10 protein-coding genes are annotated in these 14,449 nt (G+C 72.7%); 5 read left to right on the top strand and 5 right to left on the bottom strand.

Annotation, left to right across the window (positions count from 1 at the left end; all coding sequences use genetic code 11):
* The coding region (locus ACWD6N_RS35750) for a nitrate- and nitrite sensing domain-containing protein (RefSeq protein ID WP_450006442.1) at positions 1–2,800 on the bottom strand (2,800 nt) is incomplete at its 3' end.
* Positions 2,801–3,244: 444 nt separating this feature from the next.
* Here ACWD6N_RS35750 and ACWD6N_RS35745 point away from each other — a divergent pair.
* Positions 3,245–4,426, top strand: a complete 1,182-nt coding sequence (locus ACWD6N_RS35745; protein ID WP_354964768.1) for an ABC transporter substrate-binding protein — start codon at positions 3,245–3,247, stop codon at positions 4,424–4,426.
* 196 nt (positions 4,427–4,622) lie between these two features.
* Here the strand turns inward: ACWD6N_RS35745 and ACWD6N_RS35740 are convergent, their stop codons facing one another.
* Both ACWD6N_RS35740 and ACWD6N_RS35735 read right to left on the bottom strand, forming a co-directional pair.
* Positions 4,623–5,483: an ABC transporter permease gene (locus tag ACWD6N_RS35740; protein WP_354964769.1), complete on the bottom strand. Its 861-nt coding sequence runs from the start codon at positions 5,481–5,483 to the stop codon at positions 4,623–4,625.
* A gap of 102 nt (positions 5,484–5,585) precedes the next feature.
* Positions 5,586–6,617, bottom strand: a complete 1,032-nt coding sequence (locus tag ACWD6N_RS35735) for an ABC transporter substrate-binding protein (protein ID WP_354964770.1) — start codon at positions 6,615–6,617, stop codon at positions 5,586–5,588.
* A 271-nt stretch (positions 6,618–6,888) separates the two neighbouring features.
* Between ACWD6N_RS35735 and ACWD6N_RS35730 the strand changes: the two genes are divergently transcribed.
* From ACWD6N_RS35730 to ACWD6N_RS35715, 4 genes are all read left to right on the top strand, one after another.
* The gene (locus tag ACWD6N_RS35730) at positions 6,889–7,674 is read left to right on the top strand and encodes an ABC transporter ATP-binding protein (RefSeq protein ID WP_354964771.1); all 786 of its coding nucleotides are present in this window, start codon (positions 6,889–6,891) and stop codon (positions 7,672–7,674) included.
* Positions 7,675–7,676: 2 nt separating this feature from the next.
* Positions 7,677–8,627: an LLM class F420-dependent oxidoreductase gene (locus ACWD6N_RS35725; RefSeq protein WP_354964772.1), complete on the top strand. Its 951-nt coding sequence runs from the start codon at positions 7,677–7,679 to the stop codon at positions 8,625–8,627.
* A complete protein-coding gene (locus tag ACWD6N_RS35720; protein ID WP_354964773.1) occupies positions 8,624–8,932 on the top strand; it encodes a cupin domain-containing protein in 309 nt (102 codons plus the stop codon). Before ACWD6N_RS35725 ends, ACWD6N_RS35720 begins: the two co-directional genes overlap by 4 nt.
* 77 nt (positions 8,933–9,009) lie before the next feature.
* Positions 9,010–11,913, top strand: coding sequence for a hypothetical protein (locus ACWD6N_RS35715; protein ID WP_387324600.1), 2,904 nt, complete (start codon positions 9,010–9,012; stop codon positions 11,911–11,913).
* A 57-nt stretch (positions 11,914–11,970) separates the two neighbouring features.
* Here the strand turns inward: ACWD6N_RS35715 and thiC are convergent, their stop codons facing one another.
* Both thiC and thiD read right to left on the bottom strand, forming a co-directional pair.
* Positions 11,971–13,563, bottom strand: a complete 1,593-nt coding sequence (gene thiC / locus ACWD6N_RS35710; RefSeq protein WP_354964775.1) for a phosphomethylpyrimidine synthase ThiC — start codon at positions 13,561–13,563, stop codon at positions 11,971–11,973.
* A 17-nt stretch (positions 13,564–13,580) separates the two neighbouring features.
* Entirely contained in the window at positions 13,581–14,366 is a 786-nt protein-coding gene (gene thiD / locus ACWD6N_RS35705) for a bifunctional hydroxymethylpyrimidine kinase/phosphomethylpyrimidine kinase (RefSeq protein WP_354964776.1), read from the bottom strand.
* Positions 14,367–14,449: the final 83 nt, after the last annotated feature.

Here is a 14,449-nt window from a genome sequence, read left to right as displayed (position 1 = left end):
CGCTCGGGGCGGCGGGCGCCGCGGGCGCGGTCCGGGCGGCCGGCGGCGGGTTGTACGACGGCGGGGGCGGCGGTGTCGCGGCGCCGAACCCGCCGGTGCTCGCGGCACCCGGCGTCGCGGTGCCGTCGGTGGCGGAGCCGCCCGGGGTACGGGTCGGCAGTGGCGGTCGGGCCGGCGTCGCGGCCGGCGCGGCAGTGGCGGTCGGGTGACCGCCGCCCGAGCGGGTGCCGGCGTCGGTGGAGGGTGGCGGCGAGTCGAACTGCGGCCGAGTGAAGATCGCGGTGGCGTCGTCGCCGTGCGACCGGAACCAGACCGCCTCCATCTCCCGGAAGATCGGCGCCTCGGCGGGGAAGTCGGGCCGGTTGGTGACCGGCGCGGCCGGCACCGGCGGCGCGGCTGGCGGCGCGACCGCACCGGGGCCGGCGACCGGCCCGACCGGCAGCACCGGAGCATTCCGCGTGTCGGTGGCGTCCGCCCCCGAGCCGCGCCGGGGCAGCGGGTCGACGGTCGGGCTGCCCACCGAGGCACCCCCGCCCTTGAACGGGGTTCGGGCCGGCGGGACCGGGGTGGCCGGGGCCGACGCGGGCGGCAACGTCGTGTGCGCCCCGGTGAAGCCGCCGGCCTGCACGGCCGGGGCGGTGTTCCGGGCCTCCAGCGGGGACGGCCAGGTCGCCGGCGCCGGCGTGCTGGTCCGCCATTGTTCGGGCAGCGTCGCCGCCGAGGTGGTGGCACCGGCGAACGGCTCGGCGTGACCGACCGGGGTGAGCGGCGTCTGCTCGACCGCCATCGGCTGGCGTGGCCGGGTCAGCACCTGCTCGCGGCCGCGGTTGACGGGCAGCACCACGGTTGCGGCGGGCAACGTCACCTGAGCAACAGTGCCGCCCTCCATGTTGCGGCGCAACTCGACGCGGATGCCGTAGCGGGAGGCGAGCCGGCTCACCACGGCCAGACCCATCAGCCGGAACGCGGCGACGTCGACGCTCGGCGGCGCGGCCAGCCGCCGGTTGAGCGAGTCGAGCTGCTCATCGCTGAGGCCGAGCCCCCGGTCCTCGATCTGGATCAGCACGTAGTCGCGGATCCGGCGACCGTCGGCGACCACCGTGGTGTTCGGCGGCGAGAACCGGGTGGCGTTGTCGAGCAGTTCGGCGACGAGCCGTACGACGTCGTTGACCGCGTGCGCGGCCACCGAGATGTCGGTGTCCACGGTGCCGAACTCGATGCGGTTGTAGAGCTCGACCTCGGACTGGGCGGCGCGCAGGACGTCCACCACCAGGGCGTCCTCACGGCGCGGCACAGCGGAGTCGGCGCCGGCCAGGACCAGCAGGTTCTCGTCGTTGCGGCGCATCCGGGTGGCCAGGTGGTCCAGCTCGAAGAGCTGCGCCAACCGCTTCGGATCCTCCTCGCCACGCTCGATCGCGTCCAGCTCGCCGATCATCCGGTCGACCAGGGTCTGACTGCGGCGGGCCAGGTTGAGGAACATCGCCGAGACGCTGGTACGCAGAGCGGCCTGCTCGGCGGCGACCCGCACCGCCTCCCGGTGTACGACGTTGAAGGCCAGCGCCACCTGACCGACCTCGTCGCGGTTGTTGAGCTGGATCGGGTCCCGGACCTGACGGACGATCTCGTCCACCCCGCCGTCGCCCACGCTGCCCATGTTCTGCAGCCGCTGCACCGCGTCGGGCAGGTCGTGGTTGGCCACCGAGAGCGCGCCCTCGCGCAGCCGGCGCAGCGAGTGGTTCAGCGAGCGGGCCAGCACCACGGCCAGCGACACGGCGATGATCAGGGTCAGCAGCACCAGCACCGACTCGACCACGGCCTGCCGGATGACGCTCGAGCGCGCCTGGTCGGCCTGCTCGAGCAGCCGGTTCTGCAGTTGGATCTCGGCCCAGCGCATCAGGTCGTGGACCGCGCCGATGGCGGAGGTGGCGTCCTGGGCGGCGACCAGCGGGCGCTGCCCCACCGAGCGGGTGATGTCGGTGGCCACCCGGTCGGCCAGGCCGACGGCGTCACCGGAGACGGTGCTGTCGACCAGAGCGCGCTGCACCGGGTCGGCGGCGAGCGAGAAGGCGACCAGGGCCTCCTGCTGGCTGGTCAGGGTGGCGACGAAGGAGGAGAACTGTTCCTCGTCGAGCTGGCCGGCGCTCAGCGCGGTGAAGGCGACCGCCTCCTCCTCGGCGACGGACGCCTTGGCCCGGGCGAACGCGGCGACCGCCCGCCGGCTGTCCGACAGGCGCTCCTCGCCGGGCAGTTGGGCCAGCCCGTCACCGTAGGCGACCAGGTCGGTGAGGATGACGCCGTAACGCAGCACCGCCTCGGCGACGGCCATCTGCCGACGGTCGAGCACCTCCTGGCGGGTTCCGTCCAGCGTGGCCAGATGCTCGTCGATCGCGGTCAGCCGGCTCCGCAGAGCCGCCGGCACCTCGCCGATCCGGGCCCGCTCGGCGCGGTACTCGTCCACCCGCTGCTGCGTCTGGCGGACCCGCAGGTTGTACGCGTCGGCGGGCTGCTGCGGCGCGGCCAGGTAGGCCGCCGCGGCCATCCGCTCGACCTGGAGGTCCTGGGTCAGCGCGCTGACGTCGATGGAAAGCGCGGTGAGCGACCGCGCCCGGGTGGCGTCGAAGGCGCCCTCACCCACCGAGATCAGCCGGACCGTGGCCAGCGCGATCACCGCCGCCACCGGGACGACCAGGATCAGCGCCAGCTTGGACCGGATCCGGGCGTCGCGCAGCCTCGGCAACCGTCGGCGCGTGGGCCGAGCGGTGTCGCCGAGCGCGGGCAGGGTCGTCGGTCCGGTGCTCACGACATCGCCTCCGTCGTTTCTTCCCCGCCTGACCCGCCGAACCGTGCCACGAGCGGAGGGGACCACGCGCGGCACGGCCGCGATTTCATCAGAGAAGGTCCTGTTTGGGAAGCCGCAGTGGGGCAGGAAACGGTCGGACGGCGCGCAACCCATGATCCGGTCAACTGATACCTTCATTTCCGCAAGCCCCTGAACAGGGCATGTAACTCCAGAGTGGTCACGCGTGCATGCAAAGTGAGCTTTTGCAAACATTGCGTTACCCCAGCATGTGGGATGGCCGTCCCGAAAATGCGACCCGCGTCCGCGCTTGACCACAGCGCCGGCCATTGGCAAGGTTTTGCAGGCTTCGCGCACACCGTACGGCAGAGGAGATCCCGTCCTCCACTGAGGACGGATTAGCGGCGGTGACCGGGCAGCGCCCGCGCCCGCACCTGGAGGACTGAGTTGAGCCCCATCCGCTCCGCGACCATCGCGGCGCTCGCATCGGCCGTAGTGGCCACCACGCTCACCGGCTGTCAGTTCGGCGGGGCGGAGCAGGACACGAGTCCGATCGTGATCGCCGCAGACCTCGAACTCTCCGGCGTAGCCGCTCCGGTCGGCCGGGCATACCAACGGGCCCTGGAACTCAAGGTCGAACAGTTGAACTCGTCCGGCGCGCTGAACGGCCGGAAGATCGAGCTGAAGTGGAAGGACAACCGTTCCGACGCCGCCGAGTCGTTACGCAACATCGCCGACTTCAGCGGTGATTCCCGGGTCAGCGCCATCATCATGGGTGGCTGCAACGAATGCGCGGTCGGCGCGGTCGGGACCATCAACGAGAAGCAGATTCCCACCATTGCGCTCGCCTCTTCCGGCGCGATCGCCAGCCCGGTCGCGGAACGGCGATACGTGTTCAAGCTGGGCCCGAACGCCGTGGACAGCGCCGCGGCACTGACCACCGAACTGCGTCGCAAGAACGTCCGCAAGGTTGGCCTGCTCTACAGCAACGACGACTACGGTCGGGAGGGCGCAGCCGCGCTCCGCAGGGAGCTGGCCAAGACCACGATCAAACCGCTCGGCGAGGAGTCGGTGAAGACCACCGACACCGACGTCTCGCAGCAGGTCGAGCGGCTGGCCAAGCTCAAGCCCGACGCGCTGGTCGTCTGGACCCCGCCGGAGCAGGCGACACTGGCCGCCACCAGCATCCAGCAGACCACCTTCCGCGGGTCGCTCTTCTTCGATCCGGGGGCGGCCGGCGACCTCTTCCTCGGCGCGGCGGCCCGGGCCACCGAACGGGCCACGCTCATCTTCACCCAGACCATGGTGATCGACGACGTGATCGCCACGACGCCGGCGAAGGCGGCCCGGCGGCAGTGGTTCCAGGACTACACCGCGCGCTTCGGCGGGTACAACGGATCCTCGTCCTTCGCGGCCGACGCGGTCCAGCTCATCGCCGACGCCGAGCTGCGTGCCGGCGGCCCGGCGGGGCGGGTGGACCGGAACGGCATCCGGGACGTGCTGGAAACGTCCCAGATGGACGGCCTCTCCGGCCCGATCCGGATGACGCCGGACAACCACTCCGGGCTGATGCCGCAGGCGCTCACCACGCTGGTCGCGCGCAACGGGCGGTGGCGGCTGGCGGGCTGAGGCCGGTCGAGGGCCACACCCCCTCCGGCGCGATCCCGCGTCGGTGGACGGTGTGGCCCCCGCCGTACCCGGCTCCGGGCGGTCAGGCTTGATCCCTCCGCCGGGCACGGCGGGGCCACACCTCAGGCCGTTCACCGGTCACGGTGAGCGGGATAGCCGGGACTGAACCGGCTCGCCCTGGTGATGATCTCAATGGTCAGCGGCTGCTGGTGGTTTCTCGGACCCAGGGCAGGGCGAGCCGTTCGAGCAGCACCAGCACCGAGTAGAGCAGGATGCTCACCAGCGCCACCAGCATGATCGCCGCCCAGGCGGTGGCGGTGTCGCCGATGCCGGCGTACTGGACGATGACGTAGCCCAGGCCGCTCTCGCCGGCCTGGAACTCACCGATCACCGCGCCGATCGCGGCCAGCGGCATGGCCACCTTGAGCCCGACGAAGATCTGCGGCAACGCGGCCGGGAAGCGCACCTTGCGGAACGCCTGCCAGCGGGAGGCGTTCCAGGAGCGGACCAGCTCCGCCAGGTCGGCCGGGGTCGTGGTCAGGCCGGTCGCGGTGGAGAGCACGATCGGGAAGAAGCAGAGCAGGAACACCATGGTCAGGATGGGCTTCTGACCCCAACCGAGCGCGACCACCAGCAGCGGACCCAGCGTGATCTTGGGCACCGCGTTGATGGCGACCAGCAGCGGGGTGAACATCCGCTCCACCGTGCGGGAGCTGGCCAGGGAGAGTCCGAGCAGGACACCGGCGGCCGCCGACAGGGCGAAGCCGAACACGATCTCCAACAGGGTGTCCCAGGTGTGCTCCAGCATCCGGGCGGGCTTGTCGACGAATGCGGTGAGCACGTCGCCCGGCGGTGGCAGGGCGGCCGGGTGGACCAGCTCCAGCCGGGCGATCAACCACCAGGCCGCCAGGGCGATCAGGATGCCCGCGACGGGCAACAGCCCCGCCCCGACCCCGGTACGCAGGCCCGCGCCCCGCCCCGCTCGCCCCGCCTCGGTGCCGGCGCCCGGGGGCGCGGGCACTTCCGCCACCGGCTCCGCTGACCGGACGTCGGTCATCTTGTCCTCCTCGATATGCCGCGGCCCCACCGGGGCCGACGAGCGACGGGGGCACGCCCCACCGGAGCCGGTGGGACGTACCCCCTGGTGACGACCGGACGATCAGGCCTTCGGCGCGAGGCTGAAGTCGATGACCTGCTCGGGGGTGATGTTCTGCTTCAGCGCGCCGGCGCCCTGCAGGATCGCGATGCTCTTGGCGACCCGGCCGCTGTCCAGCGTGCCGATGGCGGTACCGGAGTTGCCGGAGCGCACGTACGCGGCCATCAGCTCCAGCTCGGCGGCGGCGGACGCCGTGTTGGTGGCGTCCACGTTCTTCTTCAGGATCTCGGCGGCCTCCTTGGAGTTCGCCAGGCTGTACTCCAGGCCCTTGAGCAGCGCCGTGGTGAACCGCTTCACCATCTCGGGCTTCTCCTTGGCGATCTTCGAGGAGGTGATCAGCACGTTGCCGTAGAGGTCCTGCATCACGTTGCTGTACGGCAGCATGACGGCCTTCTTCTTGGCCACCGCCTCGATGGTCGGCTGGCCGACGACGAACTGGCCGATGCCGTCCACCGACCCGGAGGCCAGGGTGCCGATCAGCTGCTGCGCCTCACCGTTGACCCAGGTCACCTTGTTGACGTCCACGCCGGCCAGCCGGGCGTACGTCGGGAAGAGGTTGCGGACCACGGACCCGGGGGTGTCGGCGAGCTTCTTGCCCTCCAGGTCCTTCGGGGAGGCGATGTTCTTGCCCTCGAGCGTGGCGATGCCGGCCATGGTGCGCTGCTGGATCGCGGCCACAACAGTGAAGTCCCTCGCCTGGCCGTTGCCGACCTGGAGCAGACCACCGGTGAGGTCGATCGGACCGAAGTCGGCCTGGCCACCTACGACGGTCTGGATCACACCACCGGTGCCCTGACCTGCCTTGATCTCGACGTCGAAGCCGGCTTCCTTGAAGAAGCCCTTCTCCTTCGCCACCCAGGCGTAGGAGTCACGGCCGAACTGGCCGAAGGAGGTGAGGTAGGTCACCTTCTCCAGCGTCTTGCTGTCGCCGCCCTTGGCGTCGTCGGCCGAATCCGACCCGCTGCTGCAGGCGGAGACAAGGGCGAGGGCGGTGGCCAGCGCGGCCGTAGCGACCGTACGGGTCAGCCTTCTCATCAGTGCACCATGTCCTTTCCGACCGGGGCCGGCAGGCCACCGGAGGGGGTTGTCGCGGCGGAACCGGCAGGAGGGGTGGAAGCCGGGCACCGCCATCGTGAGGGGACTCTTCGCGGGCACAGCGTACGAGAAACCCACCTTTGCGACGCCAGGCGTATCGGGTTGCGGAACGGAAACAACCTGACGACCACCCCGGACGGTGCGATTAGGTGATGAGCCGGCTAGCCTTTGCCAGATTCCTGACCGTCCACTCAGCGGAGGTCCGCCCGAGATGATCCGACTGTCCGGGGTGTCCCGTACCTTCGAGGGCCGATCCGGCCGGGTGGAGGCGCTGCGGGGCATCGACCTCGACGTCGCCGAGGGCGAGTTCGTCGCCGTGCTCGGCCGCTCCGGCTGCGGCAAGTCCACCCTGCTGCGGCTGGTGGCCGGGCTGCTCCCGCTGAGCGCCGGCGAGATCACCGTGGCCGGGACGCCGATCACCCGGCCCCGCCGGGACATCGCCATGCTGTTCCAGAAGCCGGCGCTGCTGCCCTGGCGCACCGTCCTGGACAACGTTCTCCTGCCCGTGGAGATCTTCGGCTGGAGCCGCGCCAAGCACCGCGAGCGGGCCCGGCAGCTGCTCGACGTGGCCGGGCTCGCCGGCTTCGAGAAGCGACTGCCACACGAGCTCTCCGGTGGCATGCAGCAGCGCGTGTCGCTGTGCCGGTCGCTGATCGGCGAGCCCCGGGTGATGCTGATGGACGAGCCGTTCTCCGCGCTGGACGCGCTCACCCGCGAGGAACTCTCCGGCGAACTCCAGCGGGTGCACATGGAGAACAAGCCGACCATCGTCTTCGTCACCCACTCGATCGACGAGGCGGTGCTGCTCGCCGACCGGGTGGTCGTGCTGAGCCCCCGCCCCGGCCGTATCCGCAAGGTCGTCGAGGTGACCATCCCCCGACCCCGCACCCTGGGCCGCAATGCCCACCTCGCTGACGTCGCCAGCGTCAGCGCCGACCTGCACGAGCTGTTGATGGAACGCGACCAGCCGGCCGCGGCCGGTGCGGAAGGACGATAGACATGCGGATGTCCGTCTTCACGGAGCCGCACCGGGGCGCCAGCTACGACGACCAGCTCCGGTTCGCGCGGATGGTCGAGGCGGGCGGCTTCGAGGGCTTCCTCCGCGCCGACCACTACCAGTCGATGGGCGCCGACCCGGGCCTGCCCGGCCCGACGGACGCCTGGCTGACCCTCGCCGCGCTCGCCCGGGAGACCGAGCGGATCCGGCTCGGCACCCTCGTCACGTCGGCCACCTTCCGGCTCCCCGGCCCGCTGGCGGTGATGGTCGCGCAGGTCGACCAGATGAGCGGTGGCCGCGTCGAGCTGGGCATCGGCGCCGGCTGGTACGAGCGCGAGCACATCTCGTACGGCATCCCCTTCCCGGCGGTCGGCGAACGCTTCGACCGGCTGGCCGAGCAGCTCGAGGTGATCACCGGGCTGTGGCGGACGCCGCCGGGCGCGACGTACAGCTACACCGGCGACCACTACCGGCTGGTGGACGCACCTGCCCTGCCCAAGCCGGTGCAGGTGCCCGGGCCGCCGATCATCGTGGGCGGGCGCGGCCCCAAGCGCACCCCCGAGCTGGCCGCCCGGTACGCCGACGAGTTCAACATGCCGTTCAAGTCCGTGGCGGAGACCGCGAAGGCGTACGACCGGGTGCGCGAGGCGTGCGACCGCAGCGGCCGGACGGAGTCCGGGCGGGCGCCGCTGGTGCTCTCCGCCGGGATCGTGGTGGCCGTCGGGCGGACCGACGCCGAGGCGAAGCGACGGGCCGCGCCACTGCACGAGAAGAGCGCGCTACCTCCGGAGGACCCGGTGGTCGGCTCGCCCGCGCAACTCGTGCAGCGGATCGGCGAGTTCGCCGCGGTTGGGGCCACCCGGGTACACCTACGCCTGATCGATTTCGCTGACCTGGACCACCTCGAGCTGATCGCCGCCGAGGTGCTCCCGCAACTGGACGGAGAACGATGACCGACGTGTTCGACGGGACCAAGCTCGGGCCGGTGGGCCAGGAGATCGTGTACGAAAACGACCGGGTCCGGGTCTGGCACATCCGGCTCGAACCGGGCGAGCGGCAGCCGCTGCACCGGCACGACCACCCGTACCTGGTGGTGGCGATCGAGGGCGCGAAGAACGTCGTGCAGACGGTCGACGGCACCCTGATCGACGCCGACGAACCCACCGGCGGAGTGGTCTACCGGGACCCCGGCGCCGTACACATGCTCACCAATGTCGGAGATACGACGTACCTGGCCCGGCTGGTCGAACTCAAGTAGACCCGCCGGGAGCGGGCCGGCGCGCCGCGCGGCGCGCCGGTGGCGATCGGGTGTACCAGGTGCGTAACGTGCCGGACATGGCCTTTCGGACCTGGGGCAGACTGCTGCTCACGGCGCTCGGGGTGAGCGTGCTGGCCGGAGCCGGCCAGCTCGGCGTCGCGTACGGATTCGGCATCGTCCGACTCACCGGCGCCTTCACCGGCACGACCGTCAATCAGTGGCCGGCCCAGCTCGTCTGGGTGGGCTGGTTCGCCGCGAACGCCGCCGTTGCCGGTGCCGTCCTCACCGGACGCCTGGCCCGCCGGGACGCCGCGCCGGTCAGCACCGGCCGGCAGTTGGCCATCGGCGCCGCGGCCGCGCTCGGCGCCACCGTCGTCGCTCCGCTCTGCATGCAGCCCGCCCGGGCAGCCGAACTGATCTCCGTCGACCCGGTCTGGGCGGTCGGCATCTGCGCCGTGCTCGGCGCGGTGATCGGGGCCGGCGCGGCGATCGCCGTCCTGCTCCGGCCCGAGCTGGGCTGGAACATGGCGGCGGTGGCCGGTGCGGTCTGGGTGCTGGCGCTGGTCTCCGTCCTGCCGTCGCTCGGCACGGTCGGCCCGCTGCCCACGGTCCGGCTCGGCGTCCTCGAGCCGAGCTGGTTGGACGACGGCGCGGCGCAACGGCTGGCGCTGGTCCTGCTGCCGCTCACGGCGCTGCTGGCCGGCGTGGCGACCGCCGGCCTGGCCCGCTGGCGTGGCCAGGTCCCCCTGGTCAGCGGGGCCACCGGGGTGGCCGGCCCGGCGCTGGTGGCGTTCGCCTACCTGACCGCCGGTCCCGGCGACGCGGTGGATCGTTACCAGACCACCCCCTACTACGGCGCGCTGATCGCGATCCTCGCCGGCGCGCTCGGCGCGGCCGCCGCCGCCCTGCTGCGCTGGCCGGCGCGTACCCGCACCGCCGATCGACGGGCGATCGAGCCGACCGACATCCTGCGCCCGTTGCCCGCCGGCCCGGCCCTACCCGGCGCCGACGCGGCAGACGCGGCAGACGACCGGGGCGCCGCCGAGTCCACCGGCACGGACCTGGCCAGCGCCGGCGCCGGACGTGACCCGCGCGCCGCCGACAGCACCGGACGTGACCCGGGCGCCGCCGACAGCACCGGTGCCGTCCGCACCGTCCCGGCCCACTGGGACTGGCCGGCGACCTCGGGAATCGGCCAACACGGGTCGGTGCCGGCTCACCCGACCGGCACTCCCCTGCCCCGACCGGCCGGCGGTCCCCGCCACCACAGCGACAACCTCGGTGACCCCGCGACGACGGCCACTACGCACGAGCCGGCCGCGACCAAGGCAAGCAGGGGCGAGCCGGCCACGACCACGCCAAGCAGGGGCGGGCCGAGCACCGACGACCCGGCCCAGGACGGTCCGGTCGGCGTCGACCCCACCGCTCCGAACCCCACCGCTCCGAAGGGCGGTCCGGGCGACGACGGCTCGACCAGCACCGCGGCGACGGCCACCACCGGCACGGCCCAGCCGACCGGCGAAGACGCGACGAGCCACCACTCAACCATCGACGGCACCACCGCCGCGACCAGCGCGAGCCCGGAGACGACCACAGCGAGCGCGAGCACGACCACAGCGAGCGCGGGCACGACCAGCACGGGCGCGGCGAGCAAGAGCACCGGCACGACCAGCGCGGGGACGACCAACGAGAGCGCCGGCACTGCCGGTGACGGCACGGCCGACGCACCGGCGCCCAAGCCGCGCCGGACCCGCAAGCCGAAGGCCGCACCGGCCGCCACGACCGCAGACTTGGCCGACGGTACGACGCCGTCCGACCCGGAGGTCGCCGCCGACCCGGGCAGGTCCACGACCGCAGGCCGCGCCAGAAGAACCACCCGGCCAGCCAAGGCCACCGACGGCACCGGCACGGCCACCGACGGGTCCCGCCCCGGCGAGGACGCCCCGGGCACCGAGCCCGGTCCGGGAGCCGGGACGCCCGCGGCGACCCCGGCCGCCACCACCGGCCCTGCGAGCCCCGCCACCACCGACCCGGCGGCGAGCCCCGCCACCATCGGCCCGACGGCGGCCGACCCGGGCGGTGATTCCGCAGCCGCGGTCGCGCCCCGGACCACCGACACCGACACCGAACGGTCCGCGACCGCGAGTGGTCCCGCCGGACCTCTGATCCGGCCGGCGGCAGCCACCCCGGAGGCGGATCGGTGGACCCCGGCCGCGCCAGCCTGGCCGGTCACCCCGGCGTGGACGGCACCTCCACAGGCCGGCGCCCCGGAACCTTCCGCATCGGACACCCCGATCAGCCCGGAGGAGCCGACCGAGCGGACGCTGCGCCCCCGGCACCGGGCACCCCTGCCGGACCTGAGCAGGGCCAGCACCTGGGACGCGTTCACCACCGCACGCCGCGAGGGGGCGGCAGACCCGCTGGAAAGTTCGGCGGGCGCCACCTGGCCGGCGTCGACCGACTCGCCCTCGGCCGGCGACCCGGCACCTCCCGCCGGAGCGTCGAGCCCGAACGGCACCGCCACACCGAACGGCACAGCCACACCGGCTGTCCCGCGCAGCGCGTCGGACCGGGCGGCCACCCGATGGCGACGGGCGGCCGGCACGCCGGACCTGGCCGCCGAGCCTGTTCCGACCGTTGCGGCGGGACAGGCCTCCCCGACCGCGGCCGCTCCGCTGGTGCCGGAACAGACCGGCGTCTATACCGACGGTCCGGCGAGCGCCGACGCCGCACCGGGCGCCGGCAACGACGCGGAGCAGCCCTCCCGCCGGGGACGGCTCGGCGGCCTGTTCCGCCGCAACCGGTCCCGCGCCGACGAGGAGAGCCCGGCCGCACCGGAGGCGACCGAGCCGCTGCCGGCACAGGACGAGGAGTTCGTCGACTGGGTCAGCGGCCTGAGCGAGCCGGTGGCGGACAACGAGCCGGAGCAGGAGAACGGCCGCCGCTCGCTGCGCTCCACCGGACGACACCACCGCGACTGACCCCGCAGCCCCGCGCGGGCTCGCCTGTGCACGGGCGGCCGGCGCGGGGTAGGCGGATCAGGCCAGCGGCAGGTAGACCTTTCCACCGCCGGAGACGAACTCCGCCGACTTGTCCTTCATGCCGCGGGCCGCGTACTCCTTGAGCTCCTGCGTGATCTTCATGGAGCAGAACTTCGGGCCGCACATCGAGCAGAAGTGCGCCGTCTTCGCCGGCTCGGCGGGCAGCGTGGCGTCGTGGTACGAGCGCGCCGTCTCCGGGTCCAACGACAGGTTGAACTGGTCCTCCCAGCGGAACTCGAACCGCGCCTTGGACAGCGCGTCGTCCCACGCCTGCGCGCCGGGATGGCCCTTGGCAAGGTCCGCGGCGTGCGCCGCGATCTTGTACGCGATCACGCCCGCCTTGACGTCATCGCGGTCCGGTAGGCCCAGGTGCTCCTTCGGGGTGACGTAGCAGAGCATCGCGGTGCCGAACATGCCGATCATCGCGGCGCCGATCGCCGAGGTGATGTGGTCGTACGCCGGCGCGATGTCGGTGGTCAGCGGGCCGAGCGTGTAGAACGGCGCCTCGTGGCACCACTCCTGCTGGAGGTCCACGTTCTCCTTGATCTTGTGCATGGGCACGTGCCCGGGCCCTTCGATCATCACCTGCACGTCGTGCTCCCAGGCGACCTTGGTCAACTCGCCGAGGGTGCGCAGCTCGGCGAACTGCGCCTCGTCGTTGGCGTCGGCGATGGAGCCGGGCCGCAGCCCGTCGCCGAGGGAGAAGGTCACGTCGTAGCGGGCCAGCAGCTCGCACAGCTCGGCGAAGTTGGTGTAGAGGAAGTTCTCCTCGTGGTGCGCCAGGCACCAGGCCGCCATGATCGAGCCGCCCCGGGAGACGATCCCGGTCACCCGGTTCACCGCGAGCGGCACGTACGGCAGCAGCACCCCGGCGTGCACCGTCATGTAGTCCACGCCCTGCTCGGCCTGCTCGACCACGGTGTCCCGGAACACCTCCCAGCTCAGCTTCACCGGGTCGCCGCCGACCTTCTCCAAGGCCTGGTAGATCGGCACCGTCCCGATCGGCACCGGCGAGTTCCGCACGATCGCCTCGCGGGTCTCGTGGATCCGCTTGCCGGTGGACAGGTCCATCACCGTGTCCGCACCCCAGCGGGTGGCCCAGGTCAGCTTCTCCACCTCTTCGGCGACGGACGAGCTGACCGCCGAGGTGCCGATGTTGGCGTTCACCTTGACCAGGAACGCCTTGCCGATGATCGCCGGCTCGCACTCCGGGTGGTTGACGTTGAGCGGCAGCACCGCCCGGCCGGCGGCGATCTCGGCGCGGACGAGCTCCGGGTCGACGTTCTCTCGGATCGCCACGAACTCCATCTCGGGCGTCACCACGCCGGCCCGCGCGTAGGCGAGCTGGGTCGGTCGGCGCCCGTCCGCCCCGGCCAATGGCGTACCCGCGCCCCGCGCCGGGGCGACGTCACCCCGTTCGGCGATCCACGGCCCGCGCAGCGGCGGCAGCCCCACCTCCGGGTCCGAGCCGGGACCGGACGTGTCGTAGAGCCGCACCGGCGGATGGTCACCGGTCAGCGCCACCTCCGCGAACGGCACCCGGACATCGGGCCGTGACCCCTCGACGTACACCTTGCCTCGTGCCTGCATGACAGCCTCCCTGGTGATCAAGCGGACCAGCCGAAGTGATCCAGCGGCCCACGGCCCGCACCCAGCTCCCAACCCCGCGCTCCAGTCAGTGCGCGGAGCACGTACTCCTTGGCGACCCCCACCGCCGCCGGCACCGGATCGCCCAGCGCGAGCCGCACGGCGATCGCCGCCGAGAACGAGCACCCGGTGCCGTGGGTGTGCCGGGTGTCCACCCGGGGTGCGCGCAGCAGGGTGGTGTGGCCGCCGCCGTGCAGCACGTCGACCGCCTCGCCCGCGTCCAGGTCACCGCCGGTGACCACCACGTACTTCGGGCCGCCGGCCGCGAGGGCCTCGGCGGCCGCGACCATCCCGGCCACGTCGTCCACCGGGCGTCCGGTGATGGCGGCGGCCTCCGCGCAGTTCGGCGTCGCCACCCTGGCGTACGGCAGGAGCCGTTCGACCGCGCTCACCACGCCGAGCCGGTGGCCGCTGGTGGCCACCAGCACCGGGTCGACGACGAGCTGGGGCAGCCGGCCGTCCCGGGCGGCCTCGGCCACGGCGTCGGCGACGGCGGGATTGCCGAGCATCCCGGTCTTGACCGCGCAGACCGTGAAGTCGGCGAGCACGCTGTCCAGCTGCTCGGTGACCGTGCGCGGGGGCAGCGGCAGGACGGCGTCGACGCCCCGGGTGTTCTGCGCGGTGACCGCCGTGAGGACGCTGGTGCCGTACGCGCCGAGCGCCGCGAAGACCTTGAGATCGGCCTGGATGCCGGCGCCGCCTCCGGAGTCGGAGCCGGCGATGGTGAGGATTGTGGTCGGTGTCACGGCTCCTCCTTGGTTGCGGTTTGGGGCTGCGGCCGACCGTGCCCACTCCGGGCGGTCAGGCTTGATCCCTGCGTGGGCACGGT

It is taken from the genome of Micromonospora sp. NPDC005163 (assembly GCF_053599835.1).
Note: the sequence above shows the minus strand (reverse complement) of the source record. Positions and strands in the feature narration are given on the sequence as shown.